The 19811-nt window shown below is 57.9% G+C and carries 19 protein-coding genes and 2 tRNA genes; 10 read left to right on the forward strand and 11 right to left on the reverse strand.

Translation table 11 applies throughout. From position 1 onward, the window contains the following. Positions 1-481: 481 nt before the first annotated feature. The 4 genes from P1S46_01110 (at position 482) to nikR (ending at position 3217) form a co-directional block, all read left to right on the forward strand. Entirely contained in the window at positions 482-1330 is an 849-nt protein-coding gene (locus P1S46_01110; GenBank protein MDF1535086.1) for a deoxyribonuclease IV, read from the forward strand. Beyond that, positions 1327-1968: a LysE family transporter gene (locus tag P1S46_01115; protein ID MDF1535087.1), complete on the forward strand. Its 642-nt coding sequence runs from the start codon at positions 1327-1329 to the stop codon at positions 1966-1968. Before P1S46_01110 ends, P1S46_01115 begins: the two co-directional genes overlap by 4 nt. A gap of 226 nt (positions 1969-2194) precedes the next feature. Continuing rightward, positions 2195-2785: a hypothetical protein gene (locus P1S46_01120; protein ID MDF1535088.1), complete on the forward strand. Its 591-nt coding sequence runs from the start codon at positions 2195-2197 to the stop codon at positions 2783-2785. A gap of 15 nt (positions 2786-2800) precedes the next feature. Further along, on the forward strand, positions 2801-3217 hold the full coding sequence (gene nikR, locus P1S46_01125) for a nickel-responsive transcriptional regulator NikR (protein ID MDF1535089.1): 417 nt from the start codon (positions 2801-2803) through the stop codon (positions 3215-3217). Between the two features lie 213 nt (positions 3218-3430). On the opposite strand, the gene P1S46_01130 is transcribed toward nikR, so the two are convergent. The 3 genes from P1S46_01130 to P1S46_01140 form a co-directional block, all read right to left on the reverse strand. Continuing rightward, positions 3431-4156, reverse strand: a complete 726-nt coding sequence (locus P1S46_01130; protein ID MDF1535090.1) for a hypothetical protein — start codon at positions 4154-4156, stop codon at positions 3431-3433. 126 nt (positions 4157-4282) lie between these two features. Then, positions 4283-4357, reverse strand: a tRNA-Val gene (locus P1S46_01135). 155 nt (positions 4358-4512) lie between these two features. Then, positions 4513-4920 carry a DUF1178 family protein gene (locus P1S46_01140; GenBank protein MDF1535091.1) on the reverse strand — a complete coding sequence of 136 codons (408 nt, stop codon included), beginning with the start codon at positions 4918-4920 and terminating at the stop codon, positions 4513-4515. 262 nt (positions 4921-5182) lie between these two features. Between P1S46_01140 and clpB the strand changes: the two genes are divergently transcribed. Further along, complete coding sequence (gene clpB, locus P1S46_01145) at positions 5183-7783, forward strand: ATP-dependent chaperone ClpB (protein MDF1535092.1); 2601 nt, start codon at positions 5183-5185, stop codon at positions 7781-7783. A gap of 53 nt (positions 7784-7836) precedes the next feature. On the opposite strand, the gene P1S46_01150 is transcribed toward clpB, so the two are convergent. Then, positions 7837-9552, reverse strand: coding sequence for an ATP-binding protein (locus tag P1S46_01150; GenBank protein ID MDF1535093.1), 1716 nt, complete (start codon positions 9550-9552; stop codon positions 7837-7839). 255 nt (positions 9553-9807) lie between these two features. Here P1S46_01150 and gap point away from each other — a divergent pair, with 255 nt between their 5' ends. The 5 genes from gap to secG all read left to right on the forward strand — a co-directional run bounded on the left by gap (position 9808) and on the right by secG (position 14101). Next, positions 9808-10815 carry a type I glyceraldehyde-3-phosphate dehydrogenase gene (gene gap / locus P1S46_01155; GenBank protein MDF1535094.1) on the forward strand — a complete coding sequence of 336 codons (1008 nt, stop codon included), beginning with the start codon at positions 9808-9810 and terminating at the stop codon, positions 10813-10815. A gap of 4 nt (positions 10816-10819) precedes the next feature. After that, on the forward strand, positions 10820-12007 hold the full coding sequence (locus P1S46_01160) for a phosphoglycerate kinase (protein MDF1535095.1): 1188 nt from the start codon (positions 10820-10822) through the stop codon (positions 12005-12007). 266 nt (positions 12008-12273) lie between these two features. Continuing rightward, positions 12274-12396, forward strand: a complete 123-nt coding sequence (locus P1S46_01165) for a hypothetical protein (GenBank protein ID MDF1535096.1) — start codon at positions 12274-12276, stop codon at positions 12394-12396. 134 nt (positions 12397-12530) lie between these two features. Next, the gene (tpiA, locus tag P1S46_01170) at positions 12531-13298 is read left to right on the forward strand and encodes a triose-phosphate isomerase (protein MDF1535097.1); all 768 of its coding nucleotides are present in this window, start codon (positions 12531-12533) and stop codon (positions 13296-13298) included. A gap of 422 nt (positions 13299-13720) precedes the next feature. Further along, on the forward strand, positions 13721-14101 hold the full coding sequence (secG, locus tag P1S46_01175; GenBank protein ID MDF1535098.1) for a preprotein translocase subunit SecG: 381 nt from the start codon (positions 13721-13723) through the stop codon (positions 14099-14101). Between the two features lie 168 nt (positions 14102-14269). Here the strand turns inward: secG and P1S46_01180 are convergent, their stop codons facing one another. From P1S46_01180 to P1S46_01210, 7 genes are all read right to left on the reverse strand, one after another. Then, positions 14270-15352, reverse strand: coding sequence for a LysM peptidoglycan-binding domain-containing protein (locus tag P1S46_01180; GenBank protein ID MDF1535099.1), 1083 nt, complete (start codon positions 15350-15352; stop codon positions 14270-14272). Between the two features lie 540 nt (positions 15353-15892). Then, positions 15893-16615, reverse strand: a complete 723-nt coding sequence (locus tag P1S46_01185; GenBank protein MDF1535100.1) for a tetratricopeptide repeat protein — start codon at positions 16613-16615, stop codon at positions 15893-15895. 28 nt (positions 16616-16643) lie between these two features. Next, positions 16644-17366, reverse strand: a complete 723-nt coding sequence (gene bamD / locus P1S46_01190; protein ID MDF1535101.1) for an outer membrane protein assembly factor BamD — start codon at positions 17364-17366, stop codon at positions 16644-16646. 458 nt (positions 17367-17824) lie between these two features. Then, positions 17825-17932 (reverse strand): rubredoxin, encoded by a 108-nt coding sequence (locus P1S46_01195; GenBank protein ID MDF1535102.1) that lies wholly within the window; start codon positions 17930-17932, stop codon positions 17825-17827. 72 nt (positions 17933-18004) lie between these two features. Then, complete coding sequence (locus tag P1S46_01200) at positions 18005-18421, reverse strand: Fur family transcriptional regulator (GenBank protein MDF1535103.1); 417 nt, start codon at positions 18419-18421, stop codon at positions 18005-18007. Between the two features lie 278 nt (positions 18422-18699). After that, positions 18700-18933 carry a hypothetical protein gene (locus tag P1S46_01205; GenBank protein ID MDF1535104.1) on the reverse strand — a complete coding sequence of 78 codons (234 nt, stop codon included), beginning with the start codon at positions 18931-18933 and terminating at the stop codon, positions 18700-18702. A gap of 605 nt (positions 18934-19538) precedes the next feature. Continuing rightward, positions 19539-19625 (reverse strand) — tRNA-Leu (locus P1S46_01210). Positions 19626-19811: the final 186 nt, after the last annotated feature.

Below are 19811 nucleotides of genomic sequence, written 5' to 3' on the forward strand. Positions count from 1 at the left end.
GCCTCAAGGTTTTCACCACGGAGCCACGGAGAAAGTCGGAGGAAAGCACAAACCTCTTTAGGGGGAAGTCTCAGGCGTCTGCCGTAAAGGCGCTTAAAGGCTGTTTCACCACAGGTCACAGAACACAGAGAAAACCGGTGACCTGGGTGAGGCTCGGGCGTGCGCCGTTAAAGCAGGCAGGGTAAGAACTATTCCCTTCACTTGTCTTCTCCCGTCGGGAGAAGGATTTCTTCGAATCAGTTGTGAGAGATATGACCTCGCTCACAGATACTCATTTTTACGATGATCCATTTTTTTAATAAGATCTTTTTTACCCCGGTTTTACTTGGCGTTACTTTGCGTCCTTTGCGGTCAGTTGGCTTTTCCCGGTTTTGATTTCAGATCTTTGGATTTAACCTGAAACTTGAAACCTGGAACCTGAAACTGTATCCTCCCATCCTCACGGAATAAGCAATATTCAGGAAGGGAGGATATTCTGCTCATAGGCGCCCACGAATCCATCTCCGGCGGTTTTGCCCGCTCCATCCTCAGGGCCGTGGAGGACCGCTGCGAGGTCGTCCAGATCTTCACCGGCGCTCCGGGCCGGTGGAAGGTTCCCCCCGTGGACCCGGAAGCCGCCGAATCTTTCAAGGGGGCTGTGGCGGAACACGGCATCCGCGCCGTCCATGTCCACGGGGCCTACCTCATCAACCCCGCCGGTCCTGACCCCGAGCTGTGGAAGCGGTCCCTTGCCGCCCTCGGGGAGGAGTATCTCCGCTGCCGCGCCCTTGATGTGGACGGCCTCATCATCCACCCGGGCAGCCACAAGGGCACCTCCATCGAGGCCGGGATCGAAAGGGCGGCCGGGATGGTGGGGACCCTGCTGTCGGAATACCCCGAAGGGCCGCCGGTCCTGCTGGAAAACACCGCAGGGTCCGGCTCTGTTCTGGGCGGTCCCTTCTCTGAGCTCGCCGCCATAAGGGAAGCTTCCGGGGCTAAGGACAGGGTTTTTTTCTGCTTCGATACGGCCCACGCCTTCGCGGCCGGGTACGATCTGCGGGACAGGAAAAAGGTTGGCGGGACGATGAAACGGATCGACGACGAGGCGGGGCTTGCCCATGTCCGGGCGGTGCACCTGAACGACACGAAAAAGGAGTTGGGATCCGGGGTGGACCGGCACGAGAGGATCGGTGAAGGGTTCATCGGGGACGACGGGTTTGCCGCCCTCCTGGCCATGGAGGAGTTTTCGTCCCTGCCGGGGTTCCTGGAAACGACCCCCGTCCCGGATGCCGAGGGACGGTACCGGCCCCAGGTGGAAAGGCTCCTGGGGCTCCGGGGAGCGCGGCCGTGACCCTGCCCTTTTTATTCGGGTCCGCCTTCGTGGTGGCCCTCTCCGGCGCTCTCATGCCGGGACCGCTCCTGACGGTGACGGTTGCCCATTCCCCCCGGTTCGGGTGGACCTTCGGCCCCCTGGCCATCCTGGGCCACGCTATCCTCGAACTGGGTCTGATCTCTCTTTTCTTCCTCGGCGCCGGGCCTTTGCTCCAGTCGGCCGAGGTCCAGTCGGTGGTGGGCCTTGTGGGAGGTCTGATCCTTCTCTGGATGAGCTGGGGCATGATCGCTCTTGCCCGGTCCGGCGGCGTCGCCGAAGGGGAAGCGAAGGAACCGCCCGGGGGTAACCGCGCCGTGTGGCTGGGGATCCTGTCGAGTATCTCCAACCCTTACTGGACCCTGTGGTGGGCAACGGTGGGGCTGGCTTTCCTGACCAGGGCCGCCCAGTACGGTGTGACCGGCATCATCACATTTTTCCTGGGCCATATCTCCGGTGACCTGGCCTGGTACACGCTGGTCTCCGCGGGGGCTTCCCGGGGGAAAAAGTTCGTGGGGACGCCGATCTACTCCCGGGTGGTTGCGGGCTGCGCCGGGCTGCTGGTCGTCCTGGGGTGGTGGTTCGTGTGGTACGGAGCCAAGCTGGCACTCACGCTTTGAGCGCAATATAATTCGTATTTCAGATCTCGAATTACCAACCTCTTTTTTTTCTCGCAATCCTCAATTCGCTATTTTCGATCGTTTTTTCCATTTAACCTTTTGAAAAAAAGCGGGAAATCGATAAAAATGTTTTGAATAAACAATAATTAGCTGTAAAATATACAGGCGTTATTAAATACACAAATCCTGAAATCCTGAAACGCAAAATAAAAAAAGGGAGTTTGCCGTGGAGAAGGAATTCGAAAAGGTAAAGGAAGCGCTCGAGGATTTCGGCAAGAAGATCGTCGACGCCGTGAAGAAGGGCAAGGGTGAGGCCGACAAGGTCACGCGCATCGCCCAGGTGAGGATCGAGGTCGGTTCTCTGGGCAGGCAGCGCAAGGACCTGTGCCTCGAGCTGGGTGACCTTTTTTACGCCAACCTCCAGAAGGCCAGCGCGAAGGGGCAGGCCGACATTGCCGAGACGGTGGCCAATATCTCCGAACTCGACAAGAGGGTGGCTGGACTCAACAGGATGTTGAAGGCCATCCGGGAGGACAAGCCAGCGCCCGGCCGGCGGGGCCGGCCCCCCAAGGCCGAGGCTGCCAAGAAAGGTAAAGCGAAGGCCCCAACGGCTAAATCTGAAACCCCCAAACGCCGCGGACGGCCCCCGAAGGCCGCGTCCGCCAAGAGCGAAGCCCCCAAACGCCGCGGACGGCCGCCCAGAAAAGCAGCGGCCAAGGCCGCGTCTTCCAAGCGCCGGGGCCGCCCGTCCAAGTCCGCCTCCGCCCCAAAAGCAGCCCCCAAGGCTGCCACAGACACTCCAAAGGACGCCAGGTAGGGCCGGGACAGGCCAGTGAGCGAAAAAACCACCCGGTTCGGGGTGTCCATCCCGAACCGGCTCCTGGAGCGGTTCGACAGCCTCATTGAAGAGAAGGGATACGGCAACCGTTCCGAGGCCCTTCGCGACCTCATCAGGGATTTTCTCGTGGAGGCCGAGTGGGAATCGGACGAGGAGACCATCGGCACGGTCACCTTGGTCTACGACCACCACGTGCGGGAACTTTCCGAGGAGCTGAACTCCATCCAGCACGAGATGGGCGATGCCATTATCTCCTCCCTCCACGTACACCTGGACCATCACATGTGCATGGAGGTGGTCCTGGTGAGGGGGAAGAGCAGCGAGATCCGCAGGATGGCCGACCGCCTCATCGGCACGAAAGGCGTGGTGCATGGGAAGCTGACAGCTGCAACTGTTGGAAGATCGTTCTGAAGCAATTCCATATTCCAAATTCCAAAAAAGCCGGGGCGTTGAGCCCCGGCTTTTTTGTTGAAAAGTCATGTGCCCCCGGCAAAGCCGGGGGGGTTCCCTAAGTACTAAATTCAAAGCCGGACGAGCTGCGTGAAGCCGCTTTTGCCGCTTCTACAGAAACCGCGTTTATTTTTTTCGCAGTTACAGGTCTTTTTTGAGATTTGAGATTCGCTCCTATTCCGGCCTGAACGCCCCGGCTTTTATTTTCGGGTTCAGGGTGATTCCCTGAATTTCCGTCGTACCCGTGTGAAACCCCGACGCCCAGTTTTCCTCGTGGTGGGGGAACAGCACTCCCTCCACCTCCCTGAAGTCCGAATAGGCCGTCTCGAAGTGGGTCTTCAGCGTCTCGGTGTTGAGCACCGCCTGGCTGTAGACGATGAGGGAGCTTTGCGGGTCGGCATAAAGGCGCAGGATGAGCCCGGGTTCCAGGATGATCTGCAGGCCGATGGTCATCTTCTCCCCGACCCTGGCGGCCGGGGCCTGGGCCACATCCCCCCGGCGCTCGTCCAGGATCCATGGGATATCGGCGCGGGCCGCCTGGAGGACCATCGATTTCAGCAGCGCCCCATCCACCTGCTGGATGCCCCTGCCGTTGGGGTCGGTACGCCACCCGCGCTCCCGGTCCAGGTACCGCCTCTCGGGGTTGACCTCGTAAGGGAGATCGACATAAAGCCGATCAGGCCTTGAGAAGAGCCTTTCCACGGCTCCCGGAGCCTTTTGCATCTTTGCATCCACGGTCCCGGTCATCCGGTAGGCGGTCACGTCATTAAGCTTTTCGCCACCGTATGCAGCAATAATCTTGTCGATGAGCGAGTCCATGGCGGAACCAGCTGTGGCTGTTGTAGCAATCAGCTGACTGCTGATTGCTACAACAAAAAACAGAAACATGATCCTTTTCATAATCTCTCCATGGGGTTCAGGTTTGGAACGTTGGGCAGGTGATGGTTGTATGGAGGGTTTTAACCCGAAACTCAAAACTCCCACCACAAAAAAAGAACGGACCGATAGGGGTCCGCTCGTTTTTTGTGGTGGGCGATACTGGATTTGAACCAGTGACTTCTGCCGTGTGAAGGCAGCACTCTCCCGCTGAGTTAATCGCCCGTTTGAACTGGAACGAACTATATATATCCCGATGGGGGAGGGTGTCAAGGTTTGGAGTTTACTGTTTACAGTTCACGGTTTACAGTGCAACCGCTGCTATTGCTCAAAGGTTTGGCATGCCTTTACTGTGAACAGTCAACTGGAAATTAAGCAGCTTAACTGCTTAATTTCCTAACCGGCACCTTGAAGTACTCCACCCCTTCCTCCTGGAGTTCCTGTTCCTCCTCGTCGGTCACGGTGCCCCGGATGTTGCGGTACTCGACTTCGTCAAAGTGCATCTTCAGGGCCTCATCGGCGAAACCCGGGCCCACGTTGTCGAAGTTCTCCTCCAGGTACCGGGCCAGCGCCTTCGCGAAGTTGGGGGGGGCGGCGGCCCCTCGTGAGCTGCCCTTAACCGCCACGTGGCCCCCTGAGGGGAGGGCGTTCACCTCCGTAACGCCGCACACCGGGCAGCTGAGCCTGCCGGCCTTCTTCTCGAGGTCGAACTCTTCCCTGGACTTGAACCAGCCCTCGAAAGTATGTTCCCGCGTGCACTGAAGGTCGTAGATGATCATAAGCTCCATGCCTCTTGCTGCCAAGTTTACATTAAAAGTAAGCCATAAGGGAACAGTGTCAATGAGGGGAGACGGAAAGGGTGTGCATTAGCGCAAAGCTTGAAGAACGAAGTCGTAAGAAAAGGCAAAGACACGGTTGGGTCTTCCCTTCGCACATCGCTCTTCGTGCTTCGTTCTCATCTCAATTTGACACTGCCCATGGGGTGGTTAAAATTGACACTGGCTGATAAACCACGGAAAATATTTTCAAATTGGGGTGAAGATCATGGCCATCAACTTCGAAAAACTGACGGTCAAGGCCCAGGAGGCGCTCCAGGAGGCCCAGAGGGACGCTGAGACCCGCGGACACCAGGAACTGGAAGTGGAACACCTCCTGGCGGCCCTCCTGGACCAGGAAGGCGGAGTCGTCCTTCCCCTCGTGGAGAAGGTGGGCGCCGATACGGGCTCCATCAGGGAGTCTATCGAGGAGTCCCTCGGAAAGGTTCCCAAGGTCCACGGGATGATCCAGGTTCACCTGGGCCGGCACCTCAACGCCCTGTTCAACACGGCGCTTGCTGAGGCGGAGGGACTCAGGGACGAATACGTGAGTACCGAGCACCTTTTCCTCGCCATGGTGTCTCCCGACACGAAGAGCCCGGTCCGCGGGATCCTGGCTAAAGCCGGTCTGGACCGGGCCAGGGTCCTCGAGGCCCTCAAGGGGGTTCGAGGCAGCCAGCGGGTCACCGACCAGAACCCCGAGGATCGGTACCAGGCTCTCCTGCGCTACGGGAGGGATCTGACCGACCTGGCACGGCGCGGAAAGTTGGACCCCGTCATCGGCCGGGACGACGAGATCCGGAGGGTCATCCAGGTGCTTTCCAGGCGGACCAAGAACAACCCGGTCCTCATAGGGGAGCCCGGTGTGGGCAAGACCGCCATCGCCGAGGGACTCGCCCAGCGCGTGGCTGACGGTGATGTCCCCGAGGGCCTGAAAAGCAAGCGGATCGTCGCCCTGGACATGGGGGCCCTCGTGGCCGGCGCCAAGTACAGGGGACAGTTCGAAGAGCGCCTCAAGGCGGTCCTCCAGGAGGTTCAGGAGGCGGCCGGGGAGATCATCCTCTTCATCGACGAACTCCACAACCTCGTGGGGGCCGGAAGGGCCGAAGGTTCCATGGACGCTTCCAACATGCTCAAGCCCGCCCTCGCCCGGGGGGAACTCAGGTGCGTCGGAGCCACCACCATCGACGAGTACCGCAAGTACATCGAGAAGGATGCCGCGTTGGAGCGCCGGTTCCAGCCGGTGAAGGTGCCGGAACCAACGGTCCAGGATACCATCGCCATCCTCCGGGGGCTCAAGGAGCGTTACGAGATCCACCACGGGGTCAGGGTCACTGACTCGGCCATCGTCGCCGCGGCCACCCTTTCGGACCGCTATATCGCCGACCGGTTCCTCCCCGACAAGGCCATCGACCTGGTGGACGAGGCGGCGTCAAGGCTCAGGATCGAGATCGACAGCCTCCCCCAGGAGATCGACGAACTGGAGCGGAAGATCGTCCAGCTTCAGATCGAGCGGGAAGCCCTCAAGAAGGAGAAGGACGACACCTCCCGCAAGAGGCTCGATGCCATCGAAAGGGAACTGGCCGAACTCACGGAGAAAGCAAGCTCCATGAAGGCCCACTGGCAGGCGGAGAAGGACGCCATCGGTCAGCTCCGCAAGCTCAAGGAGCAGATGGACGACAACCGGTTCAAGGCGGCCAGGGCCGAGCAGTCCGGAAACCTGGAGGAGGCCGCCCAGCTCAGGTACGGGACCCTTCCGGAGCTTCAACAGCAGGTGATGGAGGGAGATAACAAGCTCGCCGAGCTCCAGAAGGGACAGAGGATGCTCAAAGAGGAGGTGGACTCCGAGGACATTGCCCACATCGTCGCCAAGTGGACGGGGATACCGGTGAGCCGTCTCCTTGAAGGCGAGACGGAAAAACTGGTTCACATGGAGGAGAGGATCTCCAAACGGGTCGTGGGGCAGACCGAAGCCGTCCGGGCTGTGTCCAATGCCGTCAGGCGGGCGAGGGCCGGGCTTCAGGATCCGGAGCGCCCCATCGGGTCGTTCATCTTCATGGGCCCCACCGGGGTGGGAAAGACCGAGCTCGCCAAGGCCCTGGCCGAATTTCTGTTCGACGACGAAGGGGCCATGGTCAGGATCGACATGTCGGAGTTCATGGAAAAACACTCTGTGGCGAGACTCATCGGCGCGCCTCCCGGTTACGTGGGGTACGAGGAGGGAGGCTACCTCACCGAGGCCGTGAGGAGGAAACCTTACAGTGTCATCCTTTTCGACGAGATCGAAAAGGCACACCCGGAAGTCTTCAACGTCCTGCTCCAGCTCCTCGACGACGGCCGCCTCACCGACGGTCAGGGGAGGACGGTGGATTTCCGCAACACGGTGGTCATCATGACCTCCAACATCGGAAGCGCCGCCATCGCCCGGCTCCAGGCCCGGGATGAGCCGGAAGCCGGGCGGGAGATGGAAACCCAGGTCATGGATGCATTGAAGGGCCATTTCAAGCCGGAATTTTTAAACAGGATCGACGACGTTATCATCTTCCACTCGCTCACGAGGGACCAGATCCGGTCCATCGTCCAGATCCAGGCCGTAAACATCGAGGCGCTCCTTCGGGACCGGGGGATCGGTATCGAACTCACCGACGGGGCTCTGGACCTCCTGGCGGGGGAGGGGTACGACCCGGTCTACGGGGCACGGCCCCTGCGGCGGGCCATCCAGAAGCGGATCCAGGATGTGCTGGCCATGGATATCCTGGCCGGCAGGTTCGGCGAGGGGGACACGGTTATCGCTGAGGTGAAAGAGGGGGAGTTGGTCTTTACTAAGAAGAGCTGAGAGCAAAGAGCGAAGCACGAAGTTACTTCGCACTTCGTACTTTGTTCTTCGCGCTAGTTTTGCCTTACCGGAATGGTAAAGCTGAACGTACTTCCCTTGCCTACCTCGGAATCCACCCAGATCTTCCCCCCATGGAGTTCCACGAAGCTGCGGCAGATGTAAAGGCCGAGGCCGGCTCCCCTGTAGCTCCTCGACGTTCCCGACTGGACCTGGAAAAACTGTTCGAAGACCCGCTGCCTTTCCTCTTCGGGGATGCCGATCCCCTTGTCCGTGACGCTGATCTTCAGGAATAACCCACGGTCGGTCTCCCGCCGTCCCTCGAGCAGGCCCGCCGAGATGACCACCGGCGATGCCGGCGGGGAGAACTTCAGGGCATTGGTCACCAGGTTGACGAGGATCTGGGTGATCTTTTCCGGGTCACCGTCGAAGGGGGGAATATCCTCGGGGATCTGGACCTTGATGATCGGCGTAACTTCGGTCACGTGGCGCGTCGAGGAGAGGACTGATTGGATCACGTCGTCCAGGTCCACTTCCCGGTATCTCAGAGCCACCTTGCCGGACTCCAGGTGGCCGGTGTCAAGGAGGTCGTTGATGAGGGTGAGGAGATCCTTGCCCTTTCGCAGGATCTGGCGGATATACTCGTCCTGTTCCCTGGTGAGTTCCCCGACATGGGCTTCGGCCAGAAGCTCGGAAAAACCAATGATAGAGGTGAGAGGCGTCCTCAGTTCGTGGGAGACCATGGAAACGAAATCCGACCGGGCCTTGCTGAGTGCTTCGAGCTCCTCGTTGGCCCTCTTGAGCTCCTCGTTCAACTTCTCGAGCCGCTCGTTCTTTTTTTCTATCCTGCTGTAAAGGGAGGCGTTCCTCAGGGCGTTGGTTCCCGCAGCCGCGATGATCCTCGTCATGGTGATCTCATCCCCGGTGAACCCGCACTCGGTCCTCGTGGTCCTCAGCAGCATGGCGCCGAGAATCTCGCCGCGGAAAGTGAGGGGGACGGACATGACGGATCGAAACGGCATCCCTGCCAGGGATTCTTTCACTTCTTCCATGAGGGGGTCGGAAAAGACGTCCTCAACCACGACCAGCTCTCCGGTGCGGAACGATTTCAGGATCTCGGGGTACTTGAGGAGGTCGATGACAAGTTCCGAAACGTTGGGATCGTCGTGGGAGACGAGAAGGCGTCCCTTGGGGAGGCGCTGGTCGTCCCCCCAACTGCCTTCCACAGCGATGATGGAGCAGCGATCCCCGTTCAGGAACTGGGCCGTCTTGGTCACCAGGATGAAGAGCACCTGCTTCAGGTCGAGGGAGGATGTGGTCGTTTCCAGGATCTCGCAGGCCAGAGCGAACTGCCCCGTCTTCTGGAGAAGGTCCCGCAGGGCGATCTTTTGCTGGAGGTTGACCTTGACCCTGGCCAGGACCTCCACCGGCGAGAACGGTTTCGTGAGGTAATCGGTGGCCCCGGTCCGGAGCCCCTTGACGATATCTTCCCGCTTGTTCAGGGCCGTGACCATGAGGATGGGGATGCCGGAACAGGTTTCGTCGGACCTGATGGAGCGGCAGACTTCGTACCCGGAAAGGCCCGGCAGGATGATATCCAGGCAGATGAGGTCGGGGTGTTCGGTCAGTGCGGTCGCGAGCCCTTTTGTCCCATCCGCTTCCTCGAGAACCTGGTATCCTTCGTTCAGGAAAATGTTCTTGAGGATGTTCCGGGAAACGGCGTCGTCCTCGATGATGAGGATCCTGGGGGGGGGTGAATACTCGGCCGCCATAATTCTGCAAAACTAGCGTAAATGTAACTGTAAAGCAACACTTAACACTTTTTCTACCTGTCCCACGAATCCCCATTTTTCAGGGCCAGGGAGAAAAAGTTTGACTTGATCCGCCCCCTGTTTATAATTTGAACTTTTCGGTGGTCATCAGGATGTCGGGGGTTGTCGGCCCTGCCGACGCTTTCCTCAAAGACCGATCAACTGATGATAGGGTCGCAAAAAAGCCAATATTAATCGAAAAAACAGGAGGTTCCCATGGCCATTAAAGTGGCGATCAACGGATTCGGCCGCATCGGCAGGCTGACCGTCCGCAGTGCGATGAACGACCGGGCTATCGAGTTCGTGGCCATCAATGATCTGACTGACGCAAAAACCCTCGACTGGCTCTTCGGTCACGATTCCGTGCACGGTTGCCTTCCCGGGGGCACCTCGGAAGTCTCGGGCGATTCCATCGTCATCAACGGCAAGCCGGTCAAGGTGTTTTCCGAGAAGGACCCGTCCAACCTGCCATGGAAAGAACTGGGTGTGGATGTTGTCCTCGAATGCACCGGCCTGTTCCGGGGCCGGGACACGGCAGGCAAACACCTTGATGCGGGAGCCTCCCACGTGATCATCTCCGCGCCCGGCAAGAATCCGGACATTACAGTGGTCATGGGGGTCAACCACCAGGATCTGGATCCCGGCAAGCACCGGATCATTTCCAACGCTTCGTGCACGACAAACTGCCTGGCTCCCGTAGCCAAGGTCCTGGATGATGAGTTCGGGATCGTTCACGGCGTCATGACAACGGTCCACGCCTACACCAACGACCAGCGAATACTGGACCTGCCTCACAGCGACCTGCGCCGTGCCCGTGCTGCCGCCGTATCCATGATCCCGACCACCACCGGCGCCGCCTCGGCGGTGGGTGAAGTGCTTCCCCAGCTCAAGGGCAAGCTGGACGGCCTCGCCGTCCGGGTCCCCACCCCAAATGTGTCCCTGGTGGACCTTTCGGTGGAGCTTGAAAAGGAGACCGACGCCGATTCGGTTAACGCCGCCATGAAAAGGGCCGCCGAGACCGACCCCCTTGCGGGATATCTGGTTTACATGGACGAGCCCCTCGTTTCCGTGGATTTCAACGGTTGGGAGGCTTCATCCATATTCGACGCTCCCATGACCAAAGTGGTGGACGGAACCATGGCCAAGGTGCTCTCCTGGTACGATAACGAATACGGTTACTCGTCCCGCCTGAGGGACCTGGCCAAGTACCTTTACGGAGTCTGACGTGCTGAGGAAGAAAAAGCTCGAAGATGTGGATCTGAAAGGGAAAAAGGCCCTTATCCGTGTCGATTACAACGTGCCCCTTGATGCCAACGGCAACATCACTGACGACAGCCGGATCCGGGCGACCCTGCCCACCATAAACCATGTTCTGGATCAGGGCGGCAGCGTCATCCTCATGAGCCACCTGGGCCGCCCCAAGGGGAAACGTGTCCCTTCCATGAGCCTCGATCCCGTGGCGAGGCGCCTGGCCCGTCTTTTAAAACAGGACGTGACCCTCCTCCCCGATTGCGTGGGGGCGGAGGTGGCCCGGGCAGCCCGGGAGCTTCAGCCCGGGGGGGTCCTCCTGCTGGAGAACCTCCGGTTCCATCCCGAGGAGAGGGCTAACGACCCCGGGTTTTCCCGGCAGTTGGCCGAACTCGCCGATGTCTACGTCGACGACGCTTTCGCCACCGCTCACCGGGAGCACGCCTCCGTTGTCGGTGTCCCTGCCTTTTTAAAGCCGGCTGTCGCCGGGTTCCTGGTCAACCACGAGATCGACTACTTCAACAGGGCACTCGGGGAGCCGGTTCGCCCCCTGGTGGCGATCCTCGGCGGCGCCAAGGTTTCCGACAAGATCCGGACTATCATGAGCCTCATGAAAAAAGTGGACAAGATCATTATCGGCGGCGGGATGGCGTTCACCTTTCTCAAATACATGGGGTACAAGGTTGGGCGGTCCCTGGTGGAGGAGGATATGCTCGACCTGGCCGGCGAGATCATTACCGAGGCCAGGAAGAAAGGCATCCCGGTCTACTTCCCGGTGGATTGTGTCGCGGCCACCGCGGTGGACGAGAAGGCAGAATCGATGATCGTTCCTGCCCAGGAGATCTCTGACGACCTCATGGGCCTCGACATCGGGCCCGCCACCATCACCCTTTTCAGGGAGGTGATCGGGTCGGCCGGAACCATTATCTGGAACGGGCCCATGGGAGTTTTTGAACTCTCATCTTTCAGCAAGGGGACCTTCTCCATGGTGGAGGCCCTGGCCGGATCTCAGGCCCTGACCATTCTCGGCGGTGGTGATACCGATGTCGCAGTCCACGCCACGGGAAATTCGGACAAGATCGATTATATATCCACCGGTGGCGGGGCGTTCCTCATGCTGCTGGAAAAGGGGGAACTCCCGGGCATTAACGCCCTGGATGACTTATGATAGTCCGCCTCGATATTGATAGAGTCGCAAAAAGTCCAATCCGGGACTTTTCGCTCCACGGAAAGGGAAAAGCGTCGTTTTCCCTTTCCTCACAAATCAATGACTTATCCCGCAAATTAATGACTTGCGGGACGGGTCATTGATTTGGGCACCCCACGCGGGGTGCGTTGATGGACTTTTTGCGAGTCCATCAATATTCTTCCTCCCCCTTGAGGGGGGAGGATCCGCCGTCGCTCAAGCTATGGCGGGACAAGTCAGAGGTGGGGGTGAATCTATTCCCCCTCTCCCCGACACTCTCCTCCTTCGGCAAGCTCAGGACGGTGAGCCTGTCGAACCAGAGGGAAAGTGAGGAGAGGAACGATTATATAAGCACCGCCCCGGAAAATTAGCACCGCCCCGTAAAACGGATCGAAGAGAATATTTTTCCGGGTAGTTATTACCCACAGGGCAGAAAAAGCCTCCTGTCGGCATTTGACATGTGATCGGCCAGGTGGTATAGCCCGCCTGCTCTGGAGAAGATACCATGGCGAGAAAACCGCTCATCGTAGCAAACTGGAAGATGAACAAGACGATCTCCGAATCTGTGGACTTCGTCGAGGAGTTTCTGCCCCTCGTGTCCGGTGTTGAAGATGTGGACGTAGCCATCGCTCCACCCGCCACGGCCCTGGCCGCTTTAGGAAAGGCCCTGAGCAGGAGTTGGGTGGCCCTGGCAGCCCAGAACATGCATTGGGAAGGTTCAGGGGCGTTTACCGGTGAGATCAGCCCCGTCATGCTTCGGGACATCGGCTGCCGGATGGTCATCGTCGGCCATTCGGAACGGCGTCAGTTCTTCGGAGAGGGGGACGGCGAAGTGGCCCGCAAGATCGCGGCTGCCATGAGAGAGGGAATAACCCCGATCCTCTGTGTAGGGGAGACCCTCGGGGAGCGGGAGTACGGCAAGACCTTCGATGTGGTGGAAAGGCAGCTTCTCGGTGCTCTGGACGGGACCGTGGTCGAGGGCGGGGCAGATCTGGTGGTCGCCTATGAGCCGGTTTGGGCCATCGGCACCGGCAAGACGGCAACCCAGGGAGAGGCCCAGGAGGTCCACGGTTTCATCAGGGGGCTTATGGCCGGTCTTGTGGGAAAAGAGGTGTCGGACCAGATCCGTGTCCTTTACGGCGGCTCGGTCAAACCCGACAATACCTCATCCCTGATCACCATGGAGGATATCGATGGCGCCCTTGTCGGCGGCGCCGGCCTGGATCCTGAGAGCTTCGCCGGGATCGTAAAGGCGGCGAAGGCGAGAGAATAAAACGACACAAAGACGCGGTGACGCGGAAATGGGGAGAAACGGCGCCGGCAGGATCAGTAGCCCGTCATTACGAGCTGATATCGGGCGAAGCGATCCCGGTTTCCGAAATAGCGGTAGAAACTTATTCACAACTCCTGATAGAGTCGCAAAAAGTCCAATCCGGGACTTTTCGCTCCACGAAAAGGGAAAAGCGGGGTTTTTCCTTTCCTCACGGAGATTACTGATAGATCGCCAAAGTCTATGCGAGACTTTGGCTCAACGGAAAGGAAAAGGCGGGGTTTGTCCTTTCCTCACGGATCGCGACATATTTGCCGGTCATCGATCCGGGCGCCCCGCGCGGGGCGCATTGATGACTTTTTTCGAAGTCATCAACTTAGAACGCAGAGTAAATCTGTCTTATTGGAGGCGATTGAAAAACGATGATGATACTTTTCCTGAAGATCCTTCACATAGCCGTGGCAGTTTTCCTTATCCTGGTCGTGTTGCTCCAGACGGGCAAGGGAGCCGAGATGGGTGCCGCTTTCGGCGGGTCGAGCCAGACCCTTTTCGGCGGCGCCGGGCCTGCCGGATTCATGGCCAAGTTAACCACGACAGCTGCCATCTGTTTCATGCTCACGTCCCTTGGACTGGCATACATGTCGTCCACCAGCAGCCGAAACATGGGAATCGAGGTACCGACCACCCAGGCCCCTGTAACGTTACCCGGTGAGACCGGTGCGGGCCAGGTCCCTGAAGAGGCCGTCCCCGAGAGTTCGGCCCCGACATCAGCGACACCGGAAACGGCCGGCACCGAAGGCCAGTAAACAGTTCCAGTAAGAAAAAAGGCCGGCAATGCAGCCGGCCTTTTTTCTTATTTCATACTGAGAATACGTAACTGGTTAAGTGTGTAGGTGTGTAGGTATGAATGCTACATAACTGATCTTCCATTGCGGCTCCCCGCGTCCCCGTGTCTCCGCGTCGGTCTTTCTCTGTCAGGGCGCCGAGCTCCGGGCCGTGGCTCCAACCCCGATATCTTTTTCACTGCGCGTGATCCGGGCTACCGACGTCCGGGCTCTCGGGACGATCACCTGGATCTCTCCGAGGACCTCCTCCGGGGGTTGTACGGCGCCCGGAATCTCTTTCTGGACAACCAGGTTCAGCCTGTCACCGGTCCTGAGTCCGTCGTCTGATCCCAGGTCGATGAACACGATGTCACTCTCTCCCATAATGGTTTTGCCGTCGGGGTTGGCGAGGATCATGCCGGTGAGCGCACCGACAGCTCCTGAGGAGCCTTCCCGGGGCAGCCAGGTCAGGTAGTCGATGTGCTCCATGACCTGGTCACCGAATTTGATATCCCTGTAGACATCTCCAACGATGGCGGTGGCAAGTTTCTCGCGGGCATCCACCACCGTCATGTCACCCAGGACCCTGGCCAGGTATCCGACTCTCTTGCCAGTTGCGGGATGTCTGACCTCGTTGTAGACCCGCACCACGGAATAACGGGCGTCGGTCTGAAGGCTGGTCCCCTTGTCCGTTTCAACATAGACTTTCATGCCGGGACTGACCAGCATACGGTTTTCTTCGGCGGAGGTGATCGTTCCGATCCCGATCTCCTCGTCATCGATAATAAAACCGTAGGTACTTAGAGCCAGGATCATCTCCTGCTTGATTACCTCGGCGGGAGGTTCCGGTTCAGGTACCGGCTCCGGTTCGGGCAGCGAGGCAGGTTCGGGTAGCGGGGCAGGTTCAGGTTGGGCCATCACGGGCTCAGGCGGCGGCAGGACAGGCCTGGCCTCGACAGGAGGCACAGCAGTGCGCACCACCTTCTCGGGGATAACTATCTCCTGACCCGGGTAGATGAGGTGGGGATTTTCGATATCCCGGTTAGCGTTCCAGACCTGGGGCCATACGAAAGGATCGTAAAGATAAAAAGAAGAGAGGTCCCACAGCGTGTCGCCCTTCTGGACGATGTGGACCTTGCCGGAAGCGTTGACCGCAGCCGGAATGATGGAAAGGGACATCAGGACGAACAGAGCGTAAACAGCCACGGCCCGATAGGTGCCGGTTCGCTTCATGGCGCTCTCCTTATGGCAAAGGCTTCCTTTATTTTGCCCCCCGGTATCTGGTGTCGGGAAGGCCGGCATCAGTGTGCAAATGAAACCCCGAACGCGGCTTCCGATGTGATGCCCGCGTGGAGCCAGGGGGCTGCCGGTAAACCTCGGGCTTGCTGACAGACCCTCCGGGGATGATAAGCTCAGGGAAAAAGCCTGTCAAGATATGCAAAACCCGTGATTATCCCCGCCGGATTTTGCATGTATCAGCGGCGTGTCGGGAACACCCCCGACATGCTGCCGACAAACTGTATCTAGGAGCCTGTCGGAGAACCCCATGCAGGCTCCTGGATATAGTTTATCGGAAGTAGCATTTAGACCGAAAAAAACAAATATATGGCACATTTGGTAATTCACCGGAGTTATTTACCGGTTTAATGCTCTTGTTTTCAAGAAAAGACCCAAAAAAGGGCTTTCCGAAAAACCTACAGCAGCGTGTCAAGAGGTTTTCCGACACGCTGCTAGTCACGCCGTTGGCGTGATGTGCAGGGTTCTCCGATATGTCTAGTTGGCAGGGTGCCGCCCCACCTTGTCCTTTCCCAGAAAACTCATGTACATCAGGGCCTTGGCGTGATTCGGATTGGCCTTGAGGACCTCTCCCCACTGTTCGTTGGCTCTTTCCAGGAAACCGCGGGAAAAGTATGTGATCCCGAGCTGGATCCGGGCGTCCAGATAATCCGGGCGGGTTTCGATGGTTCTCGACAGGATCCCGAGGGCCTCGTCCGTCATCCCGATCTCCCTGAGTGTCACGGCCAGCCGCACCTGGATATCCGGGAAACCGGGCGACAGGTTGAGCGCTTTCCGGTATTCCTCGATGCTCTCCACGAACATACCCAGTTCTCGGTAGATATCGCCTGTCTCCTTGTGACGGTTAGCCAGCTTGCCGGCCACGAAAGGTTCGATGGGTGCCTTTTTCCGGGACGCTCTCTGCCGGGCCTGGTCGATAACCTCCTTTGCCCGTCCGTACTGTCTCATTTCGTTGAGAGTTACCGCCAGGTTCAGGGAGGCTTCCGTGTAGTCCGGGTTGAGCCTGACCGCTCTTTCCAGATACTCGCGGGCCCGGGGGAACTCCCCCTTTTGATAATACAGCTGGCCAAGACGGTTGCACACGTCCGCGAAGTCAGGGTTGCCGCGATAGATCGAAAGGAGAGCCCCCTCTGCCTGGTCCATGTGACCCTGGGCGATGAGGTCGTCGATCTCTGACACCGTGTACCTTTTCCCGGTCATTTGCGCGCTCCTCTTTGCCTGCACCGGGTCAGTGTCCGCTGCCTCCCTGGGCATCCGGCAAGGCCGCGTCAGCTTCCCCGGCCAGTTTACGGGCACGATCAAGGATCGGATCCGGGAAGGGGCCTTGCAGGACCCGTCCGGTCCTTGCCAGCGCCGCCTGGGGTTTGTCCTTGTTGAGATAGAAAGAAGCGATTCCCAGCTCGTGTTCCCCCTCTTTCGTCAGCAGTTCGGTGACTCGTTCATCGGCCTCTTCGACCCATTCCCCCCCGGGGTAGGTTTCAAGATACCTTTGAAAGAGGACCCTGGCTTCACGAATGATCGAAATATCCCGATCGTGGGGGAGGTAGCGTTTGATCGAAAAGAAACCGAGGCGCATCTTTTCCAGCTGCCTGACCTTGGAGAGGGCCTGGTAGAACAGCGCTTTTTCCGCGAAGGGACCGCCGGGGTACGATAACAGGTAGGTTCCGTAGCCGACTTCGGCTTCGGACAGTTTTCCCTGCCTGTAGCGCGTCTCGGCCAGCAGGAACTGGACTTCTCCACCGAGCCGGGTCCCGGCTGTGATGAACTTGAGATCTTCCAGCGTTTCCTGGGCAGCCTCGTAGCGGTGCTTTTCCATGCTGGTTCTCGCCTGGTCCAGCCTCTCTTCCGGAGATTCCTCCCTGACCTGGGGGGCCGAACAGGAAACGGTCACCAGAGCCAGGGCCGTGACAAGGGCAACGGCTGTAAAATGCATTTTTTTTAGATCATTCATTGGTCCGCCTTTATGCGTCAACTCCCTGTCCGGATAGCGCGGCTGTGAATCTTCATGCACGAGACTGTCGGAGAACCTTGACAGATACATGGATATGATTTGTCTGAAGCTGTTAGTATGGATAAAAATGGCTCCATGTGTCAAGGAAACCCTAAATCCCGCAATCGGGCTATAGTGACCCGATTGCGGATTTAGGGTTTCTTGTTCTCAGCCACATCAACCCGGGTCCGGAGCCGGAAACCCTCGCCCTCCTTGCCCGGAAATATTTCGACGGTGAAGTTGTTGTTGCCGAGGACGGGATGGTGATTAACTTAGTTTAGAATAGTGTACGGTCTACTGTTTACAGTCAGAGCCCGTGAAAAACGGCGGGACCCTGTCTCCTCGGATTCCCGCCGTTTCTTGTCTTTTCGTTTGTGAACTGTGAACCGTTTACCGTGAACTGTAAACGGTAACGCCAGTTACTCCTCCTTCTCGAAGCTGTCGGCTGCTCCACAGGAGGGACATTTTTTAGGTTTGCAGCGGCCTTCCATGGTCTTACCACATTCCCTGCACTTGAATACAGCCATGGGAAACTCCTTTTGGTTAGATATCAGATATCAGTAATCAGGTTTCAGATCACTGACTACTGGCTACTGCCCTTATCGGCATTCCCCGCAGAGGCCCACCAGGTGGATCTGGACGTGGTGGACTTCAAAGGACCCGGCTTCGGCGATGAAAGGCGTCAGGTTGCTTTCATGACCATCATCGAGATCGCAGATGCTGCGGCAGGATCTGCAGAAGGTGTGGACGTGTTCCCATGTCGCCGGATCGTAGTGGGCCCTTTCCGGGTTTATGGTGAGTTCCTGCAACTCTCCCATGTCCCGCAGAGTCTGGAGCGTCTTGTAAACGGTGGTGAATGAGATGGCCGGATGAACCTTGAGAACCTGCCGGTAGATGTCCTCTGCCGAGGGATGGTCACGATTTCCCTGGAGCAGTTTGAAGATACTCACCCTCTGCGGTGTGATCTTGAGTCCCGACTCGCGGAACCTGGCAACAATCTCTTCAATGTCACGCATTCGGTATTCTCCTGGTAACCATGGTGTTTGATCCTAAAACGCTTATAAAGATTAACGGGAAAGTCAATAAGGGGGAGAAGTCCACAGTTAACAGTTTGCGGTTTACAGTCAAATAAAAGCACAAAACTGAAAATCGTGGATTATTGTGTTGCGCCGTTTTCTATTTAGATAAATGCCCGGGTGTTCAGGGGATGGTAGATGATGTCGGAGGAGAAGTGTGTCAGCCTCGAACTGTAAGCTGTAAACTGTACACCGTAAACTGTACACCGTAAACTTCCCTACCACAGATGCCAGTCCTTCCAGTCCTTTTCCATTGTTTCGATGAAAAAGCCGAGAATGGGGAAGTAAAGAACCAGGAGCGGTGCGATGGAGGGGAAGGTGACCCAGAAGGGGGCCGATCCCAGGAGAGAAACGATGATGACGAGAGCCAGGACACCCAGGAAGAACCTCAAGGAGCCGTACTTCCACCCTGTGGCGGAATAGCGCTTTACGCTTGACCAATCGTAATACATGGCTGCCCCCCGGCTGAATGTGGAAGAGTTCACCTGCTTCCAGTAAAAAACAGGTGGCCGATGATGTCAAGCCACAAAAAACGGTGACCATAAAGATCACCACCATCCAGGTTGCCACAGGTCACCGTTTTTTGTGGATCAGCAGCATGGCGGGAAACCATGTCTCGCCTGTTACGAGGGGTTCACGGTTGGATGTTTGATCTGAACTTGGAACCCGGAACTTTGATGGACGCGCAAAAAGTCCCGGATTGGACTTTTTGCGACCCTATCAACTTTGAACTCGGAACTCCCAAAAAAACAGGGTCCTGCAGGGCCCTGTTTTTTTGGGGCTGCCCTTCGACGCGCTCCCCTCATTGTCGCGGGGTTGCTTGCTCAGGACTACCACCCTCCGACAGGCTCAACGGTCCTTTTCCTCATCTACCCTGAGATTGTCGAAGGGTGGTGCCGAAGGCGAGACTTCCCCCTTCGCTCATAATGGGCTACGGGGGACAAGCTCACTGTTGACCTTCGGTCAAGTTCTCGTCTCGCTTTCTTTCCTTACATGGCCTGCCATGAGCAAATAACGAAGCCCGCCTTGTATAAGGCGGGCTTCGTTATGCGTCGAATGGTGCCGAAGGCGAGACTCGAACTCGCACAGGCGGTTGCCCACCACCCCCTCAAGATGGCGTGTCTACCAGTTCCACCACTTCGGCAAAATGAGGGCCTATTATTTTCAAAGGCCCGTCGTTTGTCAAGGTTTGAAAACGGTAGGATGTCCGACGGCTTGCTGTTTTCAAACCTGTCGTCTGAAGATAGAAATATAAGAGAGTTGTTAAGCGAAGCCTAACAACTCTTTTATTCATATAGGCAAATCTGTTATATTTTCCTGATAGATTCCA

Source organism: bacterium (genome assembly GCA_029210545.1).
In the GTDB taxonomy this organism is placed as follows: Bacteria; BMS3Abin14; BMS3Abin14; order BMS3Abin14; family BMS3Abin14; genus JARGFV01.

Bases quoted from the DNA above. Each gene is read 5' to 3' on its own strand.
- P1S46_01130 (MDF1535090.1), bottom strand. From the start codon at position 4,156: ATGAAAAGGATCATGTTTCTGTTTTTTGTTGTAGCAATCAGCAGTCAG.
- P1S46_01140 (MDF1535091.1), bottom strand. From the start codon at position 4,920: ATGGAGCTTATGATCATCTACGACCTTCAGTGCACGCGGGAACATACT.
- P1S46_01150 (MDF1535093.1), bottom strand. From the start codon at position 9,552: ATGGCGGCCGAGTATTCACCCCCCCCCAGGATCCTCATCATCGAGGAC.
- gap (MDF1535094.1), top strand. From the start codon at position 9,808: ATGGCCATTAAAGTGGCGATCAACGGATTCGGCCGCATCGGCAGGCTG.
- tpiA (MDF1535097.1), top strand. From the start codon at position 12,531: ATGGCGAGAAAACCGCTCATCGTAGCAAACTGGAAGATGAACAAGACG.
- secG (MDF1535098.1), top strand. From the start codon at position 13,721: ATGATACTTTTCCTGAAGATCCTTCACATAGCCGTGGCAGTTTTCCTT.
- P1S46_01180 (MDF1535099.1), bottom strand. From the start codon at position 15,352: ATGAAGCGAACCGGCACCTATCGGGCCGTGGCTGTTTACGCTCTGTTC.
- P1S46_01185 (MDF1535100.1), bottom strand. From the start codon at position 16,615: ATGACCGGGAAAAGGTACACGGTGTCAGAGATCGACGACCTCATCGCC.
- bamD (MDF1535101.1), bottom strand. From the start codon at position 17,366: ATGAATGATCTAAAAAAAATGCATTTTACAGCCGTTGCCCTTGTCACG.
- P1S46_01195 (MDF1535102.1), bottom strand. From the start codon at position 17,932: ATGGCTGTATTCAAGTGCAGGGAATGTGGTAAGACCATGGAAGGCCGC.
- P1S46_01200 (MDF1535103.1), bottom strand. From the start codon at position 18,421: ATGCGTGACATTGAAGAGATTGTTGCCAGGTTCCGCGAGTCGGGACTC.
- P1S46_01205 (MDF1535104.1), bottom strand. From the start codon at position 18,933: ATGTATTACGATTGGTCAAGCGTAAAGCGCTATTCCGCCACAGGGTGG.